The organism is Roseomonas acroporae, assembly GCF_023223525.1.
Taxonomy (GTDB): Bacteria; Pseudomonadota; Alphaproteobacteria; order Acetobacterales; family Acetobacteraceae; genus Roseomonas_E; species Roseomonas_E acroporae.
Map to the genome: position 1 here is coordinate 1 of NZ_JALPRX010000125.1, position 23,895 is coordinate 23,895.

Sequence of the window (23,895 nt, forward strand, 5' to 3'; positions counted from 1 at the left end):
AGCGCCACCAGCCCGGGCTCGGCCGCGCGGATCGTGTCGAGGATGGTCTCGGTCATGGTGTGGTCCTCTCTTTCCGGGGCTCGTGCGGGTCCGCACCAGTGCGGACCCGCACGATTCGTCGGTCCGGCGCGCGGCCGCCCCACCAACCCCGCGCGCGATACCGGCCCGCGCAAGTCAGGACTTGCGCGGGCCGGTATCAGTCGGCCAGCTCGCCGCGCCCGGTCTCGGGCATGGCGAACATGGCCAGGACGCCGATGACGCTGGTGGCGATCAGGTAGTAGGCCGGCGCGAGCGGGTCGCCCGTCACGCCGATCAGCCAGGTTACCACCAGCTGCGTGGTGCCGCCGAACACCGTCACCACGAAGGCGTAGGCGATCGACAGGCCGGCGCTGCGCACGGCGCGCGGCAGCATCTCGGGGATGGCGACGATGCTGGCCGCGCCGCTGACCGCGGCCAGGATGGCGAGCAGGGCGGACATGCCGAGCAGCGTGGCGGCGCCGGGCGCCGTGGTCATCAGCAGGAAGGCCGGATAGGCGGCGAGCAGCAGCGCGACGCGGGGCACGATCATCACCACGCGGCGGCCGTAGCGGTCCGACAGCCAGCCGCCGAGCAGGGCGAAGACGAACACCGAGGCGCCGACCACCGCGGTCGCGGCGATCGAGAGGCTGGCGGGCAGGTGCAGCGTGGTGATGGCGTAGGTCGTCATGTAGTTGCTGACGAAGTTCGAGACGGTGCCGCAGAGCAGCAGCGGCACGGTCAGCAGCAGCGTGCTGCCGTGCGACCTCGCCAGCCGCGCCAGCACGGCGACGGTGGAGGCCTCGGCGCCGCCCGCGGCCTCGCCCGCCGTCTCCGGCACGTTGTTGCGGATGTAGATCCCGACCGGGATGATGGCGAGGCCGAGCAGGAACGGGATGCGCCAGCCCCAGCTCTGCATCTGCCCGGCGTCGAGCAGGGTGGAGAGCAGCACGCCGATCGTGCCCGCGACCAGCGTCGCGATGCCCTGGCTGGCGAGCTGCCAGCTCCCGAACAGGCCGCGCCGGTCGGCGGGCGCGCTCTCCAGCAGGTAGGCGGTGGCCGGCCCGACCTCGCCGCCCAGCGCGAAGCCCTGGATCAGCCGGCTGAGCACGATCAGCACCGGCGCGGCGTAGCCGATCGTCGCGTAGCCGGGCGTCAGCGCCAGCAGCAGCATGCCGGCAGCCATCAGGGCGATGGTCAGCATCATCGCCGGCTTGCGGCCGGCGCGGTCGGCATAGGCGCCGATCAGCACGCCGCCGATCGGGCGGGTGACGAAGCCGACGCCGAAGGTGGCGACGGAGAGCAGCAGGCTGCTCCAGGCGTCGCCCGTGGGGAAGAAGGCGCGGCCGATCATCACCGCGAAGAAGGCGTAGGTGGTGAAGTCGTAGAATTCCAGCGCGTTGCCGATCACGGCGGCGGCGACGCCGCGCCGGCGCGCGCGCCGCTCCTCGGCGAGGGCGGTGGCGTCGGCGGGCGGGAGGTCGGCGGCGGCCGGGTCGGCGCGCTCCAGCAGGGTGGCGGACATGGCTGATCCTGCGGCCAGCGGCGGCGCCGGCCTGTTCATGGGGCGGACAGGCTCCGGCCATGCCGCGCCCCGTGGCGGGGGCGGCTGGCCGAAGGATCGGTCGGGGAGGGAAGGCGAAGGGAGGGTGGTGCGCGCCGCCCGTCAGCGGGTCGGCGCGCGGGGCGGCCTCAGGCCGCCAGCGGCCGCAGCGTGGCCGGGGCGCGGTTGCTGGTGGCGCGGTCGTGCAGCGCCTCGGCCACCATCTGGGCCGTCGCGGCCGAGAGGGTCCAGCCGAGATGGCCGTGGCCGGTGTTGTAGAACACGCCCGGCCGGCTGCCGGCGCCGATGCGCGGCATCAGGTTCGGCGTCATCGGCCGCAGCCCGGCCCAGGGCACGGCGCGGGCGGTGGAGACGCCGGGGAAGAGCTGCTCCGTCCACTGCACCAGCGGGCGGATGCGGTCGGCGCGGATGTCGCGGTTCTCGCCGTTGAACTCGGCGGTGCCGGCGACGCGGAAGCGGTCGCGGCCGAGGCGGCTGGTGACGATCTTGGTGGCGTCGTCGAGCAGGCTGACGGTCGGCGCCGCCGCCTGGCTCGCCGCGTCGTCCAGGTGGACGGTGATGGAGTAGCCCTTCACCGGGTAGACGTTGATGCGGTCGCCCAGCATGGCGGCGAAGCGGCGGGAGGCGACGCCGGCGCAGACCACCACGTTGTCCACCCGCTCCACCTCGGCCGCGCCCTGCTTGCCGTCGCCCGCCTTGCCGCCGCCCGCCTTGCCGTCAGCGGGCCGCCAGGCGATGGCGATGCCGTCGGGGCCGTGGGTGATGCCGGTCACGTCCGCCTCGAACAGGAAGCGGGCGCCGCGGCGCATGCAGGCCTCGGCGAGGCCGCGCGTGTACTTGTGGATGTCGCCGGTGGAGTCGGACGGGGTGAAGAAGCCGCCATGGTACTGGCCGTGCAGCGTCGGCTCGATGGCCCGCATCTCCTCGGGCGTCACGGCGCGGCGGTCGAGCCCGCCCTCGACCAGCAGCGGGTTGACGCGGGCGGCGGCGTCGAAGCCGGCCTTGTCGCGGTAGATGTGCAGGATGCCACGGTGCTCGACGTCGAAGTCGAAGCCCTCCTGCTCGGCGATGGCGCAGTGGTACTTGCGCGCCTCGATGGCGAGCCGCGTGGTGGCGATCGTGTTCTCGCGGTAGTGGCGGATATGGCCGATGAACTCGCCGAGCCAGGAATACTTGTGCACCGAGGGGCGCGGGTTGAGCAGCAGCGGCGCGTCCTGCCGCAGCATCCACTTCAGGCCCTTGAGGATGGTGGCGGTGCTGTTCCACACCTCGGCGTTGCAGGCCGAGAGCTGCCCGCCATTGGCGAAGGAGGTTTCCATGGCGGCGTAGCGCTGCCGGTCGAGCACGACCACGGAATGGCCGCGCTGCAGCAGGGCGTAGGCGGTGGTGACGCCGGTGATGCCGGATCCGATGACGGCGACTTTGCTCACGGTACGTGCTCCAGGACACGGGTTCGCAGCGCACGGCTCTCGATGTCCGTGTGGCTGCCCCCATCTGTCCCTGTACCTGAGAGCGTGACCCGGCCACCCTCGCGGGCGAAGCGGGCATCCCCTTCGGTGGGTGCCTTGCGGCACCTCTCTCCAGATCGTCCTGGGAAGCGCGGTCCTGGGTGCCTGAGAGTTTCCCGGGGGGTTGCTCCGTCGGCGGCGCCGCGGCCTTTCCGGCCCGACGCACTCTCCCGCGTTCCGTTTGCGGACGGGTGGAAAATGGGTCAGGTCGACAGGGCCGGTCAACGTGAATCTTGCCCGATTTCGAGCCTTTCGCGCGATCTTCCGCCCGATTCGGGGCGAATGCCTGTCATATGAGCACAAACATCGGGCGAATGCCTCGATTCCGGTCGAACTGGCCAGGGCGGACCGTCCGGGCGATGATCGCCATCCGTCCTTGGCCACCATCCCCTGGCCCACCGTCGCCCCTACCGGCCCGCGAGAATTCCCCGGCATGACCGACCGACCGATCCACCCGACCGTCGCCCGGCCGGGAGGGCAGCCTTGATCCACGTCGTCGGCGCCTCCGGCCGCTCCGGCGCCGCGCTCTGCCGCGCCCTCGCCGCCGCCGGCATGCCGTTCGTGCCGGTGGTGCGCGACCCGGCGCGCTGGTCGGCGCTCGGCCTGCCCGGCACGCCGCGCCTCGCCGACCTGCGCGACGCGGCGGCCCTGCGCGCGGCCCTGGCCGGGGCGGACCGGGTCGTCTCCTGCGCCCATGCGCGCTGGGCGCCCGCCTTGCTCGCCGCCGCGCCGCCCGCCGCCGGCTTCGTGCTGATGGGCTCGACGCGCCGCTTCTCGCGCTGGCCGGACGCGCATGGCGACGGGGTGCGCGCCGGCGAGGCCGCCTTCCTCGCCGCCGGCCACCCCGGCGCGATGCTGCACCCGACCATGATCTACGGCGCCCAGGGCGAGGACAACGTGCAGCGCCTGGCCGCCCTGCTGCGCCGCCTGCCGGTGGCGCCGCTGCCCGGCGGCGGCCGCGCCCTGGTGCAGCCGATCCACCAGGACGACGTGACCGCCGCGCTGCTCGCCGCGCTGCGCCGGGACTGGCCGGGGCCCGAGGTGCTGGTGATCGCGGGGCCGGAGCCCGTGCCCTACCGCGACTTCCTGGCCGCCGTGGCCCGCGCCGCCGGCCAGCGCCCGCCGCCGGTGCTGCCGGTGCCGGCGCTGCCGCTGCGCCTGCTGGCGCCGCTGACCCGGCTGCTGCCCGGCCTGCCCACGATCCGCGCCGCCGAGGTGCGGCGGCTGCTGGAGGACAAGGACTTCGACATCGGCCCGATGCGGCGGGAACTCGGCGTGGCGCCGATGCCGCTGGCGGCGGGGCTGGCGCGGACCCTGTCGCCGCCCGCGCCGGGCTGACAGCCTGTTTGAGAAGCCTGCGGCGGAGGGATGGCGAGGGATTTTTCGTGCCGGGAAGGAAGGGACGCCGGCGCGATGCGGGGCATCGTGCCAAGCCCCTGACGCTCCCGGCGCGGAAAAGACCCGCCAGACCGACCCGCAGGCTTCCCAAACAGGCTGTCAGCGCCGCCGGCCGCGGGCCGGCTGCCGCCGCCCGCGCATGGGCGGGCAGGCCGGGATGGCGGTGCTGGACACGCGGCCCCGTGCCCCTGTACCGGAGTCGCGCGGCCCGCGCCGCGCCAGGACAGCGACGGAGCCGCCACCGATGACCGGACGCCGCACGGCGAGGGGCCGGCCTTGACCATCCCCGACGGAATCGGCCGCCTGGCCGACGCGATGACGGGGTGGCGGCGCGACCTGCACGCCCATCCGGAACTGGGCTTCGAGGAGCACCGCACCGCCGCCTTCGTCGCCGACCGGCTGCGCGAGGCCGGTGTGGACGAGGTGGTGACGGGCCTCGCCGGCACCGGCGTGGTCGGCGTGATCCACGGACGCCGCCGGCGGGCGGCAAAGGGGGAGGGGACGGGGGACGCGGCGGCGGTCGGCCTGCGCGCCGACATGGACGCGCTGCCCATCGAGGAGGCCACCGGCCTGCCCTGGGCCTCGCGCACCCCCGGGCGGATGCACGCCTGCGGGCATGACGGGCACACGGCGATGCTGCTCGGCGCCGCCCGCCACCTCGCCGCGACGCGGGACTTCGCCGGCACCGTCTACGCGATCTTCCAGCCCGCCGAGGAGGGCGTCGGCGGCGGCCGCGCCATGGTCGAGGCGGGGCTGTTCCGCCGCTTCCCGATGCGCCAGGTCTTCGGCCTGCACAACTGGCCTGCCCTGCCCGAGGGCGAGTTCGCCTGGCGCGAGGGCCCGATCATGGCCGCCGTGGCGACGCTGGAGGCCACCGTCACCGGCACCGGCGCGCACGGCGCCATGCCGCACATGGGCAACGACCCGGTGGTGATCGCGGCGCAGATCGTCACCGCGCTGCAATCGGTGGTGTCGCGCTCGGTCGATCCGGCCGAGGCCGGCGTGCTGACCATCGGCCGCATCAGCGGGGGCGACACCTGGAACGTGATCCCGGAATCGGTCAGCCTGCTCGGCACGGCGCGCTGGTTCCGGCCCGAGGTGGGGGCGCTGATCGGGCGGAAGTTCACCGCGATCACCGAGGGCGTGGCGGCCGCCTTCGGCGCCCGCGCCGAGGCGCGGATGACGGTGATCTGCCCGGCCACGGTGAACGCGCCCGGCCCCACCGCCCTGGCGCGCGAGGCCGCCGAGTCGGTGGCCGGCGCCGCGCGGGTGCGCGCCCTGCCGCTGCCCACCGTGGTGGGCGAGGACTTCAGCTACATGCTGGAGGCGCTGCCCGGCAGCTACATCCTGCTCGGCGCCGGGCGCGGACCGGACGACCCCCAGGTCCACCATCCGCGCTACGACTTCAACGACGCGATCCTGCCGCTCGGCGCCGCCTGGTGGGCGGCGCTGGCCGAGCGGGCGCTGGCGCCGGCCGCCGACGGCGCCGTGGCCTGAACCGCCTTCCAGCGGGAGCGCCGGCCTCCTCCCGGTCCGCCCGCCGGCTCCGCGACATGGCAACGCCGCTTCCCGCCGGCCCGCCGCGCGTCTACAGCAGGCGGGCCGGCTGCGCGCAGCCGCGAGGAACCGTCGGAGCCGCCGCGTGGACCTGAACCCCCCCTTCCGACTCACCGTCTGCGGCATCGAGGAGCTGGACGGGCACTGCGCCGTCGGCGTCAGCCACGTGCTCTCCATCCTCGATCCCGCCTGGCCGGTGCCCGAGGCCTTCGGCCGCTTCGGCGAGCACGCGAAGCTGGAGCTGCGCTTCGACGACGTGATCGAGGAGACGCCGGGCAAGGTGGCGCCGGCCGAGGCCGACGTGGCGCAGCTCCTGGCCTTCGGGCGCGACCTGGAGGCGGAGCGCCGGGAGGACGCGCACCTGCTGGTGCACTGCCACGCCGGCATCTCCCGCTCCACCGCCGCGATGACGCTGATCCTGGCGCAGGCGCTGCCCCTGGTGCCGGCCGGCGATATCCTGGACGAGGTGCTGCGCATGCGGCCCAAGACCTGGCCCAACCTGCGGCTGCTGGAGATGGGCGACGCGCTGCTCGGGCGCGGCGGCGCGCTGCCCGCGGCGGCGGCCGAGGTCTACCGCCTGCAGCTCGACATCCGCCCGCACCTGGCCGAGCTGATGACCGGCGCGGGGCGCGGCCGCGAGGTGGCGGCGGCGCGCGCCGCCGCCTGACGGGCCCTGCCGCCGGAAGGGGAGGCGCGCGGCGGCACGGACGGGCCGCCCGGGTGCCGCGGCCCGTGGCGGAACGCGGCTGAGCAAACCTCTGGAGGTTTGCGCATGGACATGAGCAAACCTCTGGAGGTTTGCGCATGGACGAATGGCCGGGCAGGCTGCGCAGCCTGCCTTCGCCGACCGCCCTCCGTGGCGCAGGCCGCGCAAGCCCGCCTGGGCCGGCATCCCGCTCCCCTCCCGGGCTTGCGGCCCGCCGGTCCCGCCGCCACCCTGCGTCCGGTTCAGCGCAGGGAGCGAACGACATGGCGCGCAAGTACCGGATCGCGGTGGTGCCGGGCGACGGCATCGGCAAGGAGACGGTGCCCGAGGGCCTGCGCGTCCTCGACGCCGCCGCGCGGAAATTCGGCTTCGAGCTGACCCTCGACCACTTCGACTGGTCCTGCGAGACCTACAAGGAGACCGGCAGGATGATGCCGGAGGACGGGCTGGAACAGCTCCGCCCGGCCGATTCGATCTTCCTCGGCGCGGTGGGCTGGCCGGGCGTGCCGGACCACATCTCGCTCTGGGGCCTGCTGATCCCGATGCGGCGCGGCTTCGACCAGTATGTCAGCCTGCGGCCCTGCAGGCTGATGCCGGGCGTGCGCACGCCGCTCGCCGGCCGCACCCCGGCCGAGATCGACTTCTACGTGGTGCGCGAGAACACGGAGGGCGAGTACTCCTCCGTCGGCGGCCGCATGTTCGAGGGCACGGACCGGGAATTCGTCAGCCAGCAGAGCGTGCTGACCCGCACCGGCACCGACCGCATCCTGCGCTACGCCTTCGAGCTGGCGATGACCCGGCCGCGGAAGAAGGTGACGAGCGCCACCAAGTCCAACGGCATCACCTTCACCATGCCCTACTGGGACGAGCGCTTCGCCGCCATGGCCGCGCAGTACCCGGAGGTGAAGACCGACCAGTTCCACATCGACATCCTCTGCGCCCAGTTCGTGCAGCACCCGGACTGGTTCGACGTGGTGGTGGGTTCCAACCTGTTCGGCGACATCCTCTCCGACCTCGGCCCGGCGGTCGCGGGCTCGATCGGCATCGCGCCCTCGGCCAACATCAACCCCGAGAAGACCTATCCCTCCATGTTCGAGCCGGTGCACGGCTCGGCGCCCGACATCGCGGGCAAGGGCATCTGCAACCCGATCGGCCAGATCTGGTCGGGGGCGATGATGCTGGAACATCTCGGCGAGAAGCAGGCGGCGGATGCCATCGTGAAGGCGATCGAGACCCTGCTGGCCGAGGGCGGGCCGCGCACGCGCGACCTCGGCGGGCAGGCTTCCACGGTCGATCTCGGCAAGGCGCTGGCCGAGGCGGTGGCGGCCGGCTGACGCGATGTTGCGTTGCAGCGTCTTGTCGGCTTGAAACGGCAAACACGCCTCGCTAACATGACCCAGGATTTGCGAGTGATTCGCAACTCGCTCGCAGTCAGGAGGCCTTGATGGATCGCGACCTCAGCCACATCGCCCGCCGTTGCGAGCGTGCCGTGGTGACGGCCTATCGCGAGTTGCGGGACGGCGGCAACGACGATCTCGCCTCCTTCCAGGCCTGCACCTCCCTCTACCGCATCCATCACCCCGAGGCGTCGCTGAACGAGGCGCGCCGCCTCGTCGCGGAGTGGATCGACCACCACGTGGTCCAGGAAAGCGTCGGGCCGACCGACGGCTGCGACTGCGACTGAGGGTGCCCTGAGGGTGTCGGGGCCGGGATTGCCCGCGCCGGGATCGCCCGCGCCGGCCTTCCCCTCCCGCGCCGCCCCTGCCTGAACGTCACCGCCGCGCAGGCTCCCGGCCTGCCGCCGCCGTGGTGAACCCGCGTCCCGGGCGGCCCGCCCCGGCCACGCCTGCCCTCAGGGCAGTTCCATGAAGTTGGCGGCGGTGCCGGCTCGGGCGATCAGCGCCCGCAGGGCCGGGTTCTCGGGGCCGTGCTCGTCGGTCAGCACGTCCATCTTGCAGTAGTATTCGTGCGGATGCGGGGCCTGGCTGCGGACGAAGCCGTCGTAGTGGTGCGCCTTCAGGCCGAACAGCACCCGCACGTCGCGCACCGGCAGCACCAGCGGCCCCGCCGGCTCGCCCCACAGGAGCCGGATCTGCTTCCAGCGCGGCATCGTGTCGTCCGGCTGCGCCGGCGCCATCAGCCATGCCTGCGGGCAGACGGCGAGCAGCGAGCCGGTCGAGGGCGCGAAGCGGGAGCGCTTGTCCAGGAGGTTCTGCAGGCTGGAGCAGGCCTCGATGCACAGCACGTCCACGTAGGGATCGTGCCGATCGGCGCTGAAGTGCAGCCAGAGCCCGTCCGGCAGGGTCCGGAGCCGGTTGGAGCCGGGCAGCTTCAGGAAGGGCTGGGCGATGTCGGGCGCGGCGTTCGGGCGGCCGCGCAACCAGGTGCCGGGCTGGCAGATCGACTCTCCCGCCCCGGGCGGACGCTGCGGCCAGGTGCGCAGCCGACGCCGCACCTGCGCGTCGAGGCTGGGAGCAACCGCAGCGCGTAGTGTATCTCCCATTAGGCGTATCCTGTCATGTTTAGCAACCTATGGGCGAGTATTTACTACGGACTGTAATCACGCAAGCGTGAAAGTGGACGCCGCGACCCATCGAGATGCGCCACAGCAAGCGAGAAATGCAAAAAAACACAAAGGACAATCGAGGGTTGAGTTATCCGTCGATCGCGGGCCCTTCCATTGCCGCGCGCCTGTGTCGGGATGCGGCAGGCATTGTCCCGATGCCGCAGTTACTTGCCGCTTCTTGCGAAGACCGGACTTCAAATCGCGCGCGGCTGCTGCCCGTCGCCGCTTCCCTCCCTCGCCACGGACAAAAAAAAGCCGCCGGCCGTTTCCGGCCGGCGGCTCGTGCGCGTCCGGGCGGCGGCTCAGCCGCGCTCGGCCACCGCCACGTAGTCGCGCTGCGGCGCGCCCGTGTAGATCTGCCGCGGGCGGCCGATGCGCTGCGCCGGATCCTCGATCATCTCCTTCCACTGGCTCACCCAGCCCACCGTGCGGGCCACGGCGAAGAGCACGGTGAACATGTGGGTCGGGATGCCCATCGCCTTGAGGATGATGCCCGAGTAGAAATCGACGTTCGGGTAGAGCTTGCGCTGGATGAAGTAGTCGTCGGAGAGCGCGATCCGCTCCAGCTCCATCGCCATGTCGAGCATCGGCTCGTCCTTGATGCCGAGCTCGCCCAGCACCTCGTGGCAGGTCGCCTGCATGATCTTCGCGCGCGGATCGAAGTTCTTGTAGACCCGGTGCCCGAAGCCCATCAGCTTCACGTTGCTGTTCTTGTCCTTCACCTTCTCGATGAAGTCCGGGATGTTCTTCGGGTGCTCGATCTCGGCGAGCATCTTCAGCACCGCCTCGTTGGCGCCGCCATGCGCCGGGCCCCACAGCGCCGCGATGCCGGCGGCGATGCAGGCGAAGGGGTTGGCGCCGGTCGAGCCCGCGAGGCGCACCGTGGAGGTGGAGGCGTTCTGCTCGTGGTCCGCGTGCAGCACCAGGATGCGGTCCATGGCGCGGCAGAGGATCGGGTTGACCTTGTACTCCTCGGCCGGCACCGCGTTCAGCATGTAGAGGAAGTTGGCGGCGTAGCCGAGGTCGTTGCGCGGGTACACGAAGGGCTGGCCGATCGAGTACTTGTAGGCCCAGGCGGCAATGGTCGGCACCTTGGCGATCAGGCGGAAGGCGCTGATCTCGCGCTGCTTCGGGTCGTTGATGTCGAGGCTGTCGTGGTAGAAGGCCGAGAGCGCGCCGACCACGCCGCACAGCACCGCCATCGGGTGGGCGTCGCGGCGGAAGCCGTTGAAGAAGCTGCGCAGCTGCTCGTGCAGCATGGTGTGCGTCGTGACACCATGGCTGAACTCCTTGAGCTGCGCCTCGGTCGGCAGCTCGCCGTTCAGCAGCAGGTAGCAGACCTCGATGAAGTCCGACTTCTCGGCGAGCTGCTCGATCGGGTAGCCGCGGTACAGCAGAACGCCCGCATCGCCGTCGATGTAGGTGATCTTGCTGTCGCAGGCCGCGGTGCCGCCGTAGCCCGGGTCGAAGGTGAAGATGCCGAGCTCGTTGTAGAGCTTGCGGATGTCGGCCACCGGCGGGCCGATCGTGCCCTCGATGATCGGCAAGGTGGCGCTGCGATTCGTCCCTTCGAGCGAGAGGGTGGCAGTCTTGGGGGACGTACTGCTCATGCTGCAGCTTCCTTGCCTGGGGGCGGGCCGGGGCGGCCGACCCTTATGATGCGGTGCACGATATCGGTCGGCGTCTCATCCTGGCAACGTGCCGGAGGCGCCTCGCGGCGCGGGTTGCGACGGTGTCATGCCGCCCCGCCTGCCGGGATCAGTCACGCCAGCCGGCGGGCGGGACGGCGCCTGCCGCCCAGAAGCCGCGCCCGGCCTCGCGGGCCGTGGCCTCGGCGCGCCGCAGCGCCGGCGGCGCCCCGGCATCGGCCAGGGCCCAGCCGCCGGCCACCATCGCCTGGTTCAGTTCCGTCTCGCCGGCCAGGCAGTGGCCGAGCCCGCGCCCGAACCGGTCGAAGCCGTCGAGGCGGCAGGTCAGCCCCCGCCTGCCCAGCAGCCCGGCCAGCGCCGTCGCGGCCAGCGTGCCGCAGTCCGCCTCCCCCGGGGCGGTCTCCCCCGCGCCGCGGGTCGGGCCGGCGTGGCCCTCCACGCGACAGGACTGGCCACGCTGCGGCGCCTTCAGCCCGGCGAGGCGCACCACCCGCTCGCCGAGACGCAGGGTCTCGCCGTCCACCACGCGCAGGCCGGTCGCGTCGGCGATCCATTCGGACTGGCGGGGCGCGGAGCCGAACAGGTCGGCCGGCAGCCCGACCGCCACCGCCCCGGCCCCCGCCAGGCCCAGCAACGCCAGCATTGCCGGCCCTCGCCGGAGCGGGGACCAGGATCTGGCGGTGCGGGCGGGCTTGAAGATGCGTCGACGGTGCATGACGGTTCAGCGCCTTAGCCCAGCCCGATATTGCGCCGCAACCGTTGCCTCGCGCCCGGCGGGGTGCCGGGACCGGCCGCGGGGCGGTGCGCGACCCGGATCGGCGACGGTGCCTTCGACCCGTCGCGAGGCGCCGCGCAGGACCGCACGGGGGCGGATGCCCCTGCGGGGCCGCTTCTCCGCGGGACCGACAGGCCCGCCGCCCGTCCTCAGGCCTCGTCCCAGAACCGGTCGCAGCGCGCGAGTCGCTCCCAGGCGCGCACCGACTCCGCGCGCAGCGGCTCGGCCCGGGCGAGGGCCCAGCCCTCGACCAGCCCGGCCGCCCAGGCCTGCCCGCCCGACCGCCCGCCTCCTGATCGCCCGCCTCCCGACCGCCCGGCGGGCAGCGAGCCGGTGAGCGAGCGCGCCACCGCCGCGTCGTTGGCCAGGCCCAGCGCCTCCTGGAGGGCCGACAGGCGGCGCAGGAAGCGCGCCGTCGCGCGGCCGGGCCAGAGCGCCGCGAACAGCTCCGCCGGGTAGCGCAGCCGCTTGCCCTCCAGCCGCAGCGCGTGCAGCGCCTCGACCGGCATGGTCTCGATCTCGGCGGCGTCCCGGCGCAGCCGCCGCCAGCGGCGCTCCAGCACCCTGGCGGCGTGGCGGCGGACCGGGGCCGCCAGCCGCTCCGGCAGCGCCGCGTCCTCGGCCGCGCCGTCGCGCCACCGCCGCTCCAGCAGCAGCGCCAGCGCCTCCAGCATCAGCCGCCGGAAGGCCTCGCCGTCGAGCGCCTCGCGCAGCGCGGCATAGGCCGCCTCGCGCGCCGCCTCGCCGGCGCGCAGCAGCGCGGCGAGGCGCGGCTCTCCCGCCGCTCCCCCGGGCAGGGCGGCCGCCAGATCCGCCGCCATCCCGCCCAGGAATACGTCCCAGTCCCGGGCCGGGCCGAGCAGCCGCGCCAGCGCCTGCAACCCGGCATCGAAGGCGCGCAGCGCCGGCCCGTCCACGGCGGGCCGGAACGCCTTCAGCACCGAGCGAAGCCGGCGCAGCCCGACCCGCATCTGATGCACGCCTTCCGGCCCCGCGGCCAGCTGGGCCAGCGGCTGCTGCGCCAGCAGCACCTCGACGAGGTGGCCGAGCGCCACGGCCAGCGCCGCCTCCACCGTTTCCGCGCCCGACAGATCCGGCGCGCCGCGGCAGCGCGGCCGCGGCGACTCGCCGCGCGCCAGGGCGCGCGCCGCCTCCGGCAGCGCCGCATGCGCCGGCAGGGCCCCCGTGGAGGAATGCGCCAGGGCGTGCGCCAGGGCGAGCACGGCCGGCACGGGGCCTTCCAGCACCAGCCGCGCCACCGGCCGCTCGGCGATCAGGCCGCGCAGCCGCCCGGCCAGCAGCGTGACCGCGACCGTCCCGGCCGGCCCGGGCACGAGGAACTGGCCGCGGCGGCCGACGAAGCCGGCGACCGGCAGCAGGTTCGCCGCCGCGGCGGCCGGCAGGGCCGAGGCCGGCACCGTCGTGGCGGGCTGGCCTGGCTGCCAGCCCTCGCCCGGCCCGGGCAGGACCCGCACCAGCCGCCGCTCCCCGCGGCGGGGCGATTCCAGCAGCAGGCCCTGGCGGGCCAGCGTGCCGTCCGGCGTGTCCAGCCAGACCAGCTCCTCGGCCACGGTGCGCACCGTGCCGACCCGTCCCCGCCGGAGGGCGGGGTGGCGCAGGATGCGGGCGGCGTCGGCCCAGCCCGGCAATCCCGTCCCGGTCGGCCGTCCGGGCGCGGCCGGGGCCTCGCCGGGCGGTTCGAGGTCGAGCTCCAGCCGCATGACGGCTTCCGCCGGGTCGGCGGGGGCAGCCTCGGGTACGCCCGAAGCGTCCGCCGGCGGCTCCCCCGGCGACCGGTCCGGGGCGTCGCGCGCCGCCGCGGCCGGGCGCGTGGCGCCGTCTGGCTGGGGCAGGGTGTCCGGAGCCGGCACGTGGTTCACCGTGTGGCGCTCAGCCTGGATGGTCCGGCAGGTCGCGCGGCCGGAGGAAACGGATCAGCCGGGAACGGCCCGGCTGCAGCTCGCGCCACGGGGTCGCCAGCGAGAATTCCACCAGCGCGCCGGTCGGATAGTCCTCCAGCAGCGCCGCTTCCTGCGGGGTCGGCCGCGCGGGGCTGCCCAGCAATTGCAGGCTGAGGTCGTGCAGGCCCGGGTTGTGCGCCACCAGCAGCACGCTGCGGGCGGTCTCGGGCACCGTGTGCAGGGCCTCCAGCAGTCTTTGCCAGGGGGCGAGGTACAGGTCGTCCATCGGCTCGACGATCGGCGAATCCGGCAGCGGCGAGAGCGCCTCCAGCGTCTGCAGGGTGCGGCGCGCCGAGGAGACCAGCACCACCTCGGGCGTGAGCTCGAGGTCGCGCAGCGCCTGCGCCATCAGGGCGGCGGCACGCCGGCCGCGGGCGTTCAGCGGCCGGGCATGATCGGAGAGGAGGGGGTCGTCCCAGGACGACTTGGCATGGCGCAGCAGCAGCAATTGACGCATCGCACCGCATCCTGCCATGCCGGGCGGCGCGTGTCGCCCTTGCAGCGCCCGGTTCCGTACCCGGCCGCGCAGGGTGCCGGCCGGAGAAAGGCGGGGGCGCCGCCCCGCGCGTGCCGCCGGCCCCTTCTCGCGCCGCGGCGAGGCGCCCATCTGCCGGCGGGACGCTGCGAGGAGGCAAGGGACCGTTGGAAGCCGCCAGGGACGATGCCAGGGACGATGCCAGGGACGTCGTGAGGGAGGTGGCCGGGGGAGCCGCCGCGGGTGGCGCGCCGCGGGCCGCGTCGGGGCCGGCGCGGCGCGGTCCGGGCCGGCGCGCGGCGCTGCTGCTGCCCGCCGCGCTGCTGGCCTGGCCGGTCGCGGCAGGGGCGGCGGCGGGCACGGCGCAGTTCCGCATCATGCGCAGCGGCTCGCAGATCGGCACGCACCAGATCTCGGTGAGCCGGAGCGGCAACGGCGTCGAGGCGCGGGGCGACGTGCAGATCGCGGTGCGCCTCGCCGGCTTCACGGTGTTCCGCTACGCCCATCTCACCGCGGAAATCTGGCAGGGCGACCGGCTCCGGTCCTTCACCAGCCACCAGGACCGCAACGGCCGCGTCAGCGACGTCACGGTGCGCGCGGAGGGCGGCGGCCTGACCGCCCTGCTGCCGGCCGGCCCCGTGCGCCTGCCGGCCGAGGCGGCGCCGCTGACCTGGTGGAACCCCGCCGTGCTGACCCGCCCGCTCTTCGACGGGGGCACCGGGCAGCCGCTCCAGGCCCGCGCCCAGCGCCTGCCGGACGACAACGGCCATCAGCACTGGCGCGTCACCGGCGACGCCGAGGGCGAGGCCTGGTACGACCGGGACGACACGCTGGTCGGCTTCGTCACCAAGGGCGATGACGGCAGCACCGTGACCTACGAGCGCGCCTGAAGCCCCGGCCCGGCCGGGGGCACGCCGCGGCCGGCGCCGGGAAGGCCGGCCGTCTTGCTCCCAGCCGCGCATGCGGCCCTCTTGCTCCCGGCCGCACATGCGGCCCTCTTGCTCCCAGCCGCGCATGCGGCCGTCTCACTCCCGGCCGCGCCGCCCCTTCGCTTCGCCGGAGGCGCCGCAGCCCCGCCCCGGCGCGCGGGACGGGTCATTCCGTCGCATCGGCCTCCAGCAGCTCCTGCCGGGCCGCCTGGAGGGCCTGGCGCTCGGCCTCCGAGACCTCCGGGTAACGCAGGTCCAGCCCGTCCAGCGTCTCGATGATGGCCGCCGAGACCACCAGCCGGGTGAACCACTTGTGGTCCGCCGGCACCACGTACCAGGGCGAGTGCCGCGTGGCGGTCGCGGCGATGGCGGCCTCGTAGGCCTGCCGGTACTGCTTCCAGCTCCGCCGCTCGATCACGTCGGCGGCGGAGAATTTCCAGTTCTTCTCCGGCTCGTCGATGCGCGCGAGGAAGCGCGTGCGCTGCTCCTCCTTCGAGAGGTTGAGGAAGATCTTCACCGGCAGCACGCCCTGGCGCGCGAGGTAGCGCTCGAAGGCGGCGATGTCCTCCAGCCGCTCGTCCCAGATGTGCCTGCCGACCAGCGACCGGGGCAGCTTCTGGCCGGCCAGCACCTCCGGGTGCACCCGCGCCACCAGCACCTCCTCGTACCAGCTCCGGTTGTGGATGCCGATGTGGCCGCGTGGCGGCATGGCCATGACGTGGCGCCAGAGGAAGTCGTGATCGCGCTCGAGGCCGACGGGGGCCTTGAAGGGGTGCACCTCGCAGCCCAGCGGGTTGACGCCGCTGAAGACGTGCTTGACCACCCCGTCCTTGCCGGCCGCGTCCATGCCCTGGAGCATCAGCAGCACCGCCCAGCGGTCCTGCGCGTAGAGCCGGGACTGCAATTCGGCCAGGCGGCCGACGCCGTTCTGCAGCACCGCGGTGGCCTCCTCCTTGTCGAGCGACAGGCCCGCGGTGTCGCCCGGGTCGTAGTCCTTGAGGCGGAAGCCCTTGCCGTCGGTGACCCGGTAACGCGCCAGGATCTTCTCGATGCTCTTGGTCATGCCCCGCTCCGCACGCTGTACGGGGGGATGGTCGCGCGGCGTGGCGCCGGTGGCCAGGGGAGGCTGCGGCGACGGGGAAGCAAGGAGGAGGGGCCGAGGGGGGAAGGCCGGCGGGAAGGAAGAATGGGAAAGGCCGGTGGGAGAGGCCGGTGGGACGGCCGGCGGGAATGGCGGGGGCTCAGGGCAGGCGCAGGCGGATGCTGACCGGGCAGTGGTCGGAGAGCCGCTCGCGCGCCGCCGGATCGCGCTCGGCATAGACCAGGACGCGTAGGCTGCCCGGCACCAGCCAGTCCCGCGCCGCACCGCCGAGCAGGAGATGGTCGATGAACGGGGCGCCGTCGCGGCAGGGGTCGGAGCGGCCTTCGGTGGCGCGCGCCAGCGGCGCCGCGCGGGTGAGGGCGGGCAGCATCGCCTCGGGCGGGCTCATGCGGCGGTTGAAGTCGCCGAGCACGGCGAAGGCGGCGCCCTCGGCCTGCCGCGCCGCGATCCAGCCGGCCAGCACCGGCACCTGCCGCGCGAGCAGGTCGCACTCGCGCGGCAGCGGGGCGCGCCCGGCGAGGGAGCCATCGCGGCAGCCGGACTTGAGGTGCACCGCGAGCAGGCGCAGCGAGGCGGTGCCGGATTCCACCGTGACATCCGTGCCCCGCCGCAGGCTGCCGCGCGAATCGGGCAGCAGGTCGAGCGCGGCGAGGTCCGGATGGCGGGTGACGCGCAGGGCGCGGCGGATGGCGAAGCCGGTGCGCTGCACGTCGGCCTCGTCGGCGAGGAGCAGCGCGTAGCGGGCGGGGTCGAAGACGAGCGCGGCGGCCTCGGGTCCGTCCACCTCCTGGAACGCCACCACGTCGGCGTCGAGCCGGTCGGCATAGGCGCGCAGCGCCGCGAAATCCTCGGGCCGGCGATGCGGGAGGTCGGGCGGCAGGGCGGGATCGCCGGCCGGGCGCAGGGTGAGCCAGGCGAGGTTCCAGGTGGCGAGCTTGATCTCGGCCGCGCGGGCGGGAAGGGCGAGGAGCAGCAGGGCGAGCAGCAGGGGCGGGAGGCGCATCGTGCCGCGATGCTGGACCGGACGGGCGGGGCGGGTCACGGGGTGACGGCGGGCACGGTTCAGAGCAGCAGCGCCTGGGCGGGGCGTGGGGGCGGGTCGGGGGCCGGACCCGGTGCCGGCACCTCCGCCGCCAGCGGCCGGGCGCCGCAGGCGAGCAGGTGCGCGGCGATGGCGTCCATCTGCGCGCGGGGCCGGGTCGGGTCGTCGTCGTCGCCGGGCGGCACCCAGACCACCGTCTCGTAGCGGGCGCGGGTGAGCAGCACGCGATAGGTGTTGCGCACGAATTCCAGCCCCTCCGCGGCTTCTCGCTGCCAGCGCGTGCCCGACAGCCGGCGCGCGGCCCAGGCCTCCCCGGCGCGCACGAGGTCGCCGCCCCAGCACAGCCCGACGAGGTCCAGTTCCAGCCCCTGGCAGGCATACTCGGTCGCCGGCACCTCCAGCGCGTCCGAGGCGCGTATGTCCGGCCAGCGTTCGAGGAACCAGGCGACGGTGGCGTCGTCGCCGCGCATCTCGGCGCCCAGCCCCTCGGCCCGGAGCCGGCGCGCGCCGGAGGATGCAACCAGGCCGGCCCGCCGTTCGCCCCGTGCCAGCCGGCGCAGCGCGCCGCGCATCGCGCCGAGGTCGCGGGTGAGGAGGAAGGGCAGGTCCGGGTCGGCCGCCGCGATCCGGCCCGCCGCGCCGGTATCGGAGGCCAGCACCGCGTCCACCCAGGGCGCCGCCGTGGCGCTGCGCACCGAGCGCATCGGCACGTCGAGATGCAGCGCCGGCTCGATGTCGAGCCAGGGCGCCGGGGCGGCGGCGAGGCGCTGCGCCGGCGGGCCGGCGCCGATCACGGCGGGCGAGGCGAGGGCGCGCCAGGCACCGGATGCCGCGATGGCGCGGCCCCATTCCGCCAGCCCGGCCTCGCCCGTGTTGATCTCCTGCCCGTTGCCGACCAGCGCCACCACCACGGCCCAGCCCGGGTGCCGCCCCATGATCTCCAGCATGTGCGCGGGTTCGGAGTCCGAGAGGCGCGACCTGCGGTTCTGCGTGTCGCGGCGGGCCTTGTCGGCGTCCCAGGCGCGCTGCGCCTCGTCGAACACCACGACATGCTCGTGCGGCGCCTCGCCGGGCCGCTCGACATACTGCTCCAGGAAGCGGTGGACGTTCTGCAGCGCCGCCGTGGTGCGCTGCCGCGCCGGCCGCAGCGCATGGCGGTCCTCGCCCGCCGCGTTGCGCGCCAGCGCCTCGCGCAGCACGGCGACCAGCGGGGCGTTGCCGGTCAGGAAGGCGGCGCCGGCCCCGCGCAGCGCGCCGAAGGCGGCGTTCAGCCCGCACAGGGTCTTGCCGGCGCCGGGGATGCCGGTGACGAACAGCACGCGGCGCTCGCCGCGCGCCGCGGCCCGGGCGATGGCGTCGCGGATCGCCGCGGTGGTGCGGCCGAGATTGGCGGCGTCGGCGCGCGTCGCGGCGATCTCGGCCACGCTGTTGCGGGCGTAGAGCAGCGTCGCCGCCTCGACGATGTTGGGCACCGGCCGGTAGGGCGCGGCGAGCCACGCGGCGGCGTCGAGCGGGGTGGCGGGCGCCGGGATCGCGGCTTGCAGGCCGCGCAGCAGGCCCGGCAGGCTGGCGGCGCTGGCGCGCTGCACCTCGGCGACGGCAGGCAGGAGCAGCGGGGCCGGGTTGTCGGGCGTGGGTGCCTCGGTGGCGACCAGCACGGGAATCACCGGCCAGGCGCGGCAGCCGGCGTGGAAATCGTGCAGGTCGAGCGCGTAGTCCTCGGCCTGGCGCTGGTCGGCCGGCTCGAAGCGGCGGGCGCGGCACTTGAATTCGAGGGAGAAGACGGCGCGGTCGGTCAGCAGCACCGCGTCGATGCGCTTCTCAAGGCGCAGCAGGTCGTATTCGAGCAGCAGGTGCCAGCCGGCCGCCTCGGGCAGCAATTCCGCCAGGGCGCGGCGCAGCGTCGCCACCTGGATGTCCCAGGCGCCGGACTGCGCCGGCTCGCCGCCCCGGAAGCGGCGGCTCTGCGCATCGGCCAGCCTCGCCACGATGCCTTCCGCCGGCGTGGCGAGGAAGCTGGCGACGGGCAGGGACAGCCAGGCGTTCACCGCGCGCCCTCCCGCCGCGCGGCGGCGGGCCAGGTGGCGAGCAGCAGGCTCGCCGCCATCAGCACGAAGCCGGCGGCGTGGGTCGCCGTCATCCGCTCTCCCAGCCACAGCACCGCGACCAGGGTCGCCGTCGCCGGCATGCAGGCGGTGAACACGCCGGCGAGGCCCGCCGGCACGCGCCGCAGCCCGGCATACCAGAGCAGCAGGCAGAGCACGCTGGCGGTCAGGCTGTGGAACACCAGCAGCGCGGCGAGGCGCGGCTCGGCCAGCGCCGGCAGCGCGCCGAGCCCGGGCAGCGCCAGCGGCAGCAGCAGTGCCGTGCTGAAGAGCTGCATCCAGAAGGAGGCCGCCAGCGCCGGCAGCCGCCCCGCCACGCGCTTGGCCAGCAGCACGTAGGCCGCCTCGCCGCACACGCCGAGGAAGACCAGCGCGTTGCCGGCCAGCGAGCCGCCGCCGCCGGATTCGCGCGCCAGCGTCAGCGCCCCCATGCCGCCCGCGGCCAGCGCCGTTGCCGCCCATTGCCGGCCGGGCAGCCGCTCGCCCAGCAGGACGGCGCTGCCGAGCGCCACCACGGCGGGCAGGGTGGCCAGCACCAGCCCGCCCTCCAGCGCCGTGGTCAGCCGCAGGCCGGCCAGCAGGGCGAGGTTGTAGAGCACGGTGCCGAAGGCGGCCTGGAGCAGCAGGTTCAGCAGGCTGCGCCGGTCCGGCACCGGCGGCATCCGGCCCGCGCGCCAGCGGAGCAGCAGCAGGACGACGAGGCTGGCGAGGGCGCAGCGCAGGCACACCACCAGCGGCACCGGCAGCGCCGCCGCCAGCACCTTGGCGACGGCGACGTTGGCGCCGACGAGCGCCATGGACAGGGCGAGCTGGGCATAGGCGAGGAGCATGGTGGCGGGCTTGTCGGTCGGGTGCCGGCGGGGCGGTGCCGGGAAGGAGGGTGTTGGCGATCCGGCAAGCGTCTGCCCGCAGGCTGGCGGCGGCCGGGTGGAGTCGCGCCCCGGGGCGCCCGCCCGCGCGGCCGTGCTATATCAATCCGCGGTTGCAATCCCGCCAGGGAGAAATCGACGATGACGCAGATGCCGGCCCAGGCAGGGTCGCAGGACGTCCAGCGGATGATGCTGTACGACGCCACCAAGAAGAGCGTCGGCGTTGCCTTCGCCCTGTGGTTCTTCCTGTGCTTCCTCGGGGGCCATCGCTTCTACGTCGGGAGGACGGGCACGGCGGTCCTCATGGCGCTCCTGAGCCTCACGGTCGTGGGGCTGGCGGTGACGGCCGTCTGGTCGCTGATCGACGCCTTCCTGATCCCGGGATGGATCAGGGACTACAACCTCAGGCTCATCGGCACCCTGACCTGACGGCGGCGGCCGCGTCCCGGCCGGCACAAGTCAGGACCTAGAGCATTTTCAAGCTGAGCGTCCTCGCTCAGCGGCTCGGAAAATGCGAAAAATCAAAAGGCTAGAGCCGTTCCGGCCTGATACAGTCAGGCCGGAACGGCTCTAGGCGGGCCGGCCTCAGCCTTCGGGCCGGTCGAGGTCCAGGGCCGGGGCGGGTGCGGCGCGCCGGCGCCGCGGCTTCGCCGTGGCGGGGGGCGGCGCGGCGGGCCGGGCCGGCTCGGGCTCCGGTTCCGGGCCGGCCATCTTCAGGGCCACGCGCAGCAACGCGGCGCGGGAGGCGACGTCGAGCCGGGCATAGGCGCGCAGCAGCGCCTCCTGGTCGCCGGCGAGCAGGCGGAAGGAGGCCTGGTCCTCCTCCAGCACCTCGGGCGGTGGCGGCTCGTCGGGGTCGAGGCCGACGAGCCAGGCGATGGAGCACTCCAGCACCTCGGCCAGCTTGCGCAGGCGCTCGCCGCGCGGCGGCTGGCCCTGGCCGTTCAGGACCTTGCCGATGGCGTCCGGCGGCAGTCCGGCGCGGTGGGACGCGGTCTCGGGATCGAGGTCGAGGCGTTCCAGGCGGCCGGCGACGCGCTCGGCGAGCGGGGAGGGCGGGCTATCGGGCATGGGGCTGGGCGCCGGGGGAGGGCGGCACCCTCCCCGCACGGGCGGGGGCCGGGAGCCGCGGCCGGCCGGCCGCGGGCGTGGCGCTCAGCACGGCTCGGCCGCGAAACGCGTGCCGGGGGCCACGAATTCCTCCTGCGCCGCCACGGTGAGGATCTCGCGCGAGCCCGCCTCGGCGGTCCGGCGCAGCAGCCCGTGGATGGAGGACCCCGCCGCCTCCATCGCCGCCGCCGCCGAGCCGGTGCGCAGCCGGTGGAACAGGAACAGCGCCGCGATCGCGTCCCCGGCGCCGTTCACTGAGATCGGCAGCAGCGGCGTGCGCAGGCGCCAGAAGCCGCCACCCTCGGCGGCCAGCAGCTCGATGGAGTCGGCCGGCGTCTCCGCCGTGTGCAGGCTGGTGACCAGCACGCAGCGCGGCCCCTCCGCGCGCATGCCGGACTGCAACGCCGCCACGGCGTCGCGCGCCTCGGCCAGCGTGGTCACGGCGCGGCCGGTCAGCCATTCCAGCTCGAACTGGTTGGGCGTGGCGAGGTCGGCTTCCGGCACGGCGCGGTCGCGCATGAATTCCGGGATGCCGGGGCGCACGAACACGCCGCGCCCGACATCGCCGATCACCGGGTCGCAGCAGTAGAGGGCGTTCGGGTTGGCGACGCGCACCTCGGCCACCGCGTCGAGGATCGCCTCGCCGATCGCGGCGTCGCCCATGTAGCCGGAGAGCACGGCGTCGCAGCCGGGCAGCACGCCGCGCTCGGCGATGCCGTGCACGAGGTCGCGCACGAGGTCGGCGCCGAACACCTGGCCGCGCCAGGCGCCGTAGCCGGTGTGGTTGGAGAACTGCACCGTGTTGACCGCCCATACCTCGGCGCCGAGGCGCTGGAGCGGGAAGGCGGCGCTGCTGTTGCCGACATGGCCGTAGGCGACGGAGGACTGGATCGAGAGAATGTTCATGCGCGGCCCGCGTGGTTGCCGGCCGGAGCCGGGGCGGGAAGCTTGCCCGGCGGGTCGGACGGGCGCCAGGGGTGGGCGCGGGGGCGGGCGCGGGGGCGGGCGCGGGGCGGGGCGGTTCCGGACGAATGCGCGATGGGGGCGAGGCCGGCCGGACCCGGCGGGTGCCGGGGAGAGCGCAGGGCGTGGCGGTTCCGGACGGATTCCGGCCGGTGGCGGGCACGGGTGGCGTGGCGCCGGTTCCGGCCCGGCGAGGGCGGCAGGCGGAGGCCTGTCATGGCGGGGCGTGGAGAGGCGCGGCCAGGGATGGAGGACGGAAGCATGGGACCTCGCGCGGGACTGGGCCCGTGGAGGCGAATATATAGGAATAATATCTTATTAATCAAGAAGGCGCTGCCGCGCCGGACCCGTGGGTCGGGGCGATGCGAGGCGTCGGGGGCCAGCCTCGTGCGGTGATCGGCGACACCCCGGCAGCCGCCGGAGCGGAGCCCGAGCGGGTGGACGCCCCTGACCGGACGAGGATGCTCGAAAAGGCAGGGAATCGGCGATGCGCGCGGCGCGCCCCGGCCGGCGCCGCGCGCCCGCGCCTCAGCCCGGCCGGCGGCGGCCGGCCGGAGCGGCCGCCACGGGGTAAGGCAGGGAAAGGGCCGGGCCGTAGACGATCTGCTGGTTCTCGCCGCCGCCGCTCACCGTCGCGACCGGCCCGGCCGCCTGGACATTCCCCATCGCCAGCAGGACGTGGTGGGCATCGTCGCCGCCGCCCTCGGCGCGGATGACGGCGCCGCCGACGATGTTGTGGCCGGGATCGCGGCCGGCGATCTGGAGGTCGTCGCCACCGCCCGTCATCGTCGGGCCGAGGGGGTCGGTGCTTCCCGCCTGGGTGGCGGCGAGCAGCAGGGCGGTTCCGAGCAGAAGACGGCGAAGCATGACGGCACTCCTTCTCCGGGGTCGCGATCGGTGACCGCGGCCACGACACTCTGGGGGATGCCGGCCGGCGCGACTGTTGCGAACAGCACAGTACGATACTGAGGTCGTTATTTCATGGAAACGTACTGCCCCGGCCGGGCATCGCCCCCGGGCCAGGCCCGGCAAGGCCGGTGGCGGGACGGGGGCCAGGGCAGGGGCCGGCGGCACCCGGGCCGGGAACCGATCGTGGGCACCGCCACCCTGCCCGCCGGCCCACTCTTGCCCGCCGGGCGGGAACCGCCCTATACGCGCGCCTTCGCGCGGCCGGTCGGCATCGGCCGCCCCAGGAGCACGCCCCCATGAAGCCCGACATCCACCCCGACTACCACGAGGTGACCATCATCATGACCGATGGCACCACCTTCAAGACCCGGTCCTGCATGGGCAAGGCGGGCGACACGCTGCGCCTCGACATCGACCCGAAGTCGCACCCGGCCTGGACCGGCGTGCAGCGCATCATGGACACCGGCGGGCAGGTGGCGAAGTTCAACAAGAAGTTCGCCGGCATCGGCACCCGCAAGAAGGCTTGAGCCTGCCGGCATGGGGACGCCCGCGGGGGATTTCTTCCGTGGGCGTGGTCCAGGCCGCGGGGCGCCTCCGGCGGGATGCCTGCCGGGAGACGTGACCAGAGAGACGTGCCCTAGGGGGACGTGACCAGGGGGACGTGACCAGGCCGGCGATCCCCGTCGACCTCG

At 74.4% G+C, this 23,895-nt stretch carries 22 protein-coding genes and 2 riboswitches; of the genes, 8 read left to right on the forward strand and 14 right to left on the reverse strand.

Annotated features, from left to right (window positions below):
• Window positions 1-196: 196 nt before the first annotated feature.
• Both M0638_RS24085 and M0638_RS24090 read right to left on the reverse strand, forming a co-directional pair.
• A complete protein-coding gene (locus tag M0638_RS24085) occupies window positions 197-1,540 on the reverse strand; it encodes an MFS transporter (RefSeq protein WP_248669507.1) in 1,344 nt (447 codons plus the stop codon).
• 167 nt (window positions 1,541-1,707) lie between these two features.
• Complete coding sequence (locus M0638_RS24090; RefSeq protein ID WP_248669508.1) at window positions 1,708-3,009, reverse strand: D-amino acid dehydrogenase; 1,302 nt, start codon at window positions 3,007-3,009, stop codon at window positions 1,708-1,710.
• Window positions 3,010-3,063: 54 nt separating this feature from the next.
• Window positions 3,064-3,169, reverse strand: a riboswitch (glycine riboswitch).
• Window positions 3,170-3,270: riboswitch (glycine riboswitch) on the reverse strand.
• A 300-nt stretch (window positions 3,271-3,570) separates the two neighbouring features.
• Between M0638_RS24090 and M0638_RS24095 the strand changes: the two genes are divergently transcribed.
• From M0638_RS24095 to M0638_RS24115, 5 genes are all read left to right on the forward strand, one after another.
• Complete coding sequence (locus tag M0638_RS24095) at window positions 3,571-4,425, forward strand: NAD(P)H-binding protein (protein ID WP_248669509.1); 855 nt, start codon at window positions 3,571-3,573, stop codon at window positions 4,423-4,425.
• Between the two features lie 336 nt (window positions 4,426-4,761).
• On the forward strand, window positions 4,762-5,982 hold the full coding sequence (locus tag M0638_RS24100) for a M20 aminoacylase family protein (RefSeq protein WP_408903668.1): 1,221 nt from the start codon (window positions 4,762-4,764) through the stop codon (window positions 5,980-5,982).
• 145 nt (window positions 5,983-6,127) lie between these two features.
• Window positions 6,128-6,709, forward strand: a complete 582-nt coding sequence (locus M0638_RS24105) for a tyrosine phosphatase family protein (RefSeq protein WP_248669510.1) — start codon at window positions 6,128-6,130, stop codon at window positions 6,707-6,709.
• Window positions 6,710-7,011: 302 nt separating this feature from the next.
• On the forward strand, window positions 7,012-8,082 hold the full coding sequence (locus M0638_RS24110) for a tartrate dehydrogenase (RefSeq protein WP_248669511.1): 1,071 nt from the start codon (window positions 7,012-7,014) through the stop codon (window positions 8,080-8,082).
• A gap of 110 nt (window positions 8,083-8,192) precedes the next feature.
• Window positions 8,193-8,432, forward strand: a complete 240-nt coding sequence (locus M0638_RS24115) for a hypothetical protein (protein ID WP_248669512.1) — start codon at window positions 8,193-8,195, stop codon at window positions 8,430-8,432.
• A 168-nt stretch (window positions 8,433-8,600) separates the two neighbouring features.
• Here M0638_RS24115 and M0638_RS24120 read toward each other — a convergent pair whose 3' ends face one another.
• The 5 genes from M0638_RS24120 to M0638_RS24140 all read right to left on the reverse strand — a co-directional run bounded on the left by M0638_RS24120 (window position 8,601) and on the right by M0638_RS24140 (window position 14,156).
• Window positions 8,601-9,251, reverse strand: coding sequence for a hypothetical protein (locus M0638_RS24120; protein ID WP_248669513.1), 651 nt, complete (start codon window positions 9,249-9,251; stop codon window positions 8,601-8,603).
• Between the two features lie 365 nt (window positions 9,252-9,616).
• A complete protein-coding gene (gene gltA, locus M0638_RS24125) occupies window positions 9,617-10,924 on the reverse strand; it encodes a citrate synthase (RefSeq protein ID WP_248669514.1) in 1,308 nt (435 codons plus the stop codon).
• Window positions 10,925-11,072: 148 nt separating this feature from the next.
• A complete protein-coding gene (locus M0638_RS24130) occupies window positions 11,073-11,606 on the reverse strand; it encodes a thermonuclease family protein (protein ID WP_248669515.1) in 534 nt (177 codons plus the stop codon).
• A 281-nt stretch (window positions 11,607-11,887) separates the two neighbouring features.
• Window positions 11,888-13,459: a CHAD domain-containing protein gene (locus M0638_RS24135; protein WP_248669516.1), complete on the reverse strand. Its 1,572-nt coding sequence runs from the start codon at window positions 13,457-13,459 to the stop codon at window positions 11,888-11,890.
• Between the two features lie 169 nt (window positions 13,460-13,628).
• Window positions 13,629-14,156, reverse strand: a complete 528-nt coding sequence (locus tag M0638_RS24140; RefSeq protein ID WP_248669517.1) for a SixA phosphatase family protein — start codon at window positions 14,154-14,156, stop codon at window positions 13,629-13,631.
• A 185-nt stretch (window positions 14,157-14,341) separates the two neighbouring features.
• Between M0638_RS24140 and M0638_RS24145 the strand changes: the two genes are divergently transcribed.
• Window positions 14,342-15,064, forward strand: a complete 723-nt coding sequence (locus M0638_RS24145; protein WP_248669518.1) for a DUF6134 family protein — start codon at window positions 14,342-14,344, stop codon at window positions 15,062-15,064.
• 205 nt (window positions 15,065-15,269) lie between these two features.
• Here the strand turns inward: M0638_RS24145 and M0638_RS24150 are convergent, their stop codons facing one another.
• The 4 genes from M0638_RS24150 to M0638_RS24165 form a co-directional block, all read right to left on the reverse strand.
• Window positions 15,270-16,166 (reverse strand): PPK2 family polyphosphate kinase, encoded by an 897-nt coding sequence (locus tag M0638_RS24150; protein ID WP_248669519.1) that lies wholly within the window; start codon window positions 16,164-16,166, stop codon window positions 15,270-15,272.
• Window positions 16,167-16,344: 178 nt separating this feature from the next.
• Window positions 16,345-17,208 carry an endonuclease/exonuclease/phosphatase family protein gene (locus M0638_RS24155; RefSeq protein ID WP_248669520.1) on the reverse strand — a complete coding sequence of 288 codons (864 nt, stop codon included), beginning with the start codon at window positions 17,206-17,208 and terminating at the stop codon, window positions 16,345-16,347.
• 59 nt (window positions 17,209-17,267) lie between these two features.
• Window positions 17,268-19,295 carry a DNA/RNA helicase domain-containing protein gene (locus tag M0638_RS24160; protein ID WP_248669521.1) on the reverse strand — a complete coding sequence of 676 codons (2,028 nt, stop codon included), beginning with the start codon at window positions 19,293-19,295 and terminating at the stop codon, window positions 17,268-17,270.
• Complete coding sequence (locus M0638_RS24165) at window positions 19,292-20,182, reverse strand: DMT family transporter (RefSeq protein WP_248669522.1); 891 nt, start codon at window positions 20,180-20,182, stop codon at window positions 19,292-19,294. The genes M0638_RS24160 and M0638_RS24165 overlap by 4 nt, the downstream gene beginning before the upstream one ends.
• Before the next feature lie 180 nt (window positions 20,183-20,362).
• On the opposite strand from M0638_RS24165, the gene M0638_RS24170 reads away from it, so the two are divergent.
• A complete protein-coding gene (locus M0638_RS24170) occupies window positions 20,363-20,650 on the forward strand; it encodes a TM2 domain-containing protein (RefSeq protein ID WP_248669523.1) in 288 nt (95 codons plus the stop codon).
• A gap of 156 nt (window positions 20,651-20,806) precedes the next feature.
• On the opposite strand, the gene M0638_RS24175 is transcribed toward M0638_RS24170, so the two are convergent.
• The 3 genes from M0638_RS24175 to M0638_RS24185 form a co-directional block, all read right to left on the reverse strand.
• Window positions 20,807-21,292, reverse strand: a complete 486-nt coding sequence (locus tag M0638_RS24175) for a helix-turn-helix domain-containing protein (RefSeq protein ID WP_248669524.1) — start codon at window positions 21,290-21,292, stop codon at window positions 20,807-20,809.
• 84 nt (window positions 21,293-21,376) lie between these two features.
• The gene (pdxY, locus tag M0638_RS24180; protein WP_248669525.1) at window positions 21,377-22,237 is read right to left on the reverse strand and encodes a pyridoxal kinase PdxY; all 861 of its coding nucleotides are present in this window, start codon (window positions 22,235-22,237) and stop codon (window positions 21,377-21,379) included.
• A gap of 585 nt (window positions 22,238-22,822) precedes the next feature.
• Window positions 22,823-23,161: a hypothetical protein gene (locus M0638_RS24185; protein WP_248669526.1), complete on the reverse strand. Its 339-nt coding sequence runs from the start codon at window positions 23,159-23,161 to the stop codon at window positions 22,823-22,825.
• Between the two features lie 338 nt (window positions 23,162-23,499).
• Here M0638_RS24185 and rpmE point away from each other — a divergent pair, with 338 nt between their 5' ends.
• A complete protein-coding gene (gene rpmE, locus M0638_RS24190) occupies window positions 23,500-23,730 on the forward strand; it encodes a 50S ribosomal protein L31 (RefSeq protein WP_248669527.1) in 231 nt (76 codons plus the stop codon).
• Window positions 23,731-23,895 lie beyond the last annotated feature (165 nt).

Coding starts and splice junctions, on each gene's coding strand:
- M0638_RS24085 (WP_248669507.1), bottom strand. CDS start 1,540: ATGTCCGCCACCCTGCTGGAGCGCGCCGACCCGGCCGCCGCCGACCTC.
- M0638_RS24110 (WP_248669511.1), top strand. CDS start 7,012: ATGGCGCGCAAGTACCGGATCGCGGTGGTGCCGGGCGACGGCATCGGC.
- M0638_RS24115 (WP_248669512.1), top strand. CDS start 8,193: ATGGATCGCGACCTCAGCCACATCGCCCGCCGTTGCGAGCGTGCCGTG.
- M0638_RS24120 (WP_248669513.1), bottom strand. CDS start 9,251: ATGGGAGATACACTACGCGCTGCGGTTGCTCCCAGCCTCGACGCGCAG.
- gltA (WP_248669514.1), bottom strand. CDS start 10,924: ATGAGCAGTACGTCCCCCAAGACTGCCACCCTCTCGCTCGAAGGGACG.
- M0638_RS24130 (WP_248669515.1), bottom strand. CDS start 11,606: ATGCTGGCGTTGCTGGGCCTGGCGGGGGCCGGGGCGGTGGCGGTCGGG.
- M0638_RS24135 (WP_248669516.1), bottom strand. CDS start 13,459: ATGCGGCTGGAGCTCGACCTCGAACCGCCCGGCGAGGCCCCGGCCGCG.
- M0638_RS24140 (WP_248669517.1), bottom strand. CDS start 14,156: ATGCGTCAATTGCTGCTGCTGCGCCATGCCAAGTCGTCCTGGGACGAC.
- M0638_RS24150 (WP_248669519.1), bottom strand. CDS start 16,166: ATGACCAAGAGCATCGAGAAGATCCTGGCGCGTTACCGGGTCACCGAC.
- M0638_RS24155 (WP_248669520.1), bottom strand. CDS start 17,208: ATGCGCCTCCCGCCCCTGCTGCTCGCCCTGCTGCTCCTCGCCCTTCCC.
- M0638_RS24165 (WP_248669522.1), bottom strand. CDS start 20,182: ATGCTCCTCGCCTATGCCCAGCTCGCCCTGTCCATGGCGCTCGTCGGC.
- M0638_RS24170 (WP_248669523.1), top strand. CDS start 20,363: ATGACGCAGATGCCGGCCCAGGCAGGGTCGCAGGACGTCCAGCGGATG.
- M0638_RS24175 (WP_248669524.1), bottom strand. CDS start 21,292: ATGCCCGATAGCCCGCCCTCCCCGCTCGCCGAGCGCGTCGCCGGCCGC.
- pdxY (WP_248669525.1), bottom strand. CDS start 22,237: ATGAACATTCTCTCGATCCAGTCCTCCGTCGCCTACGGCCATGTCGGC.
- M0638_RS24185 (WP_248669526.1), bottom strand. CDS start 23,161: ATGCTTCGCCGTCTTCTGCTCGGAACCGCCCTGCTGCTCGCCGCCACC.
- rpmE (WP_248669527.1), top strand. CDS start 23,500: ATGAAGCCCGACATCCACCCCGACTACCACGAGGTGACCATCATCATG.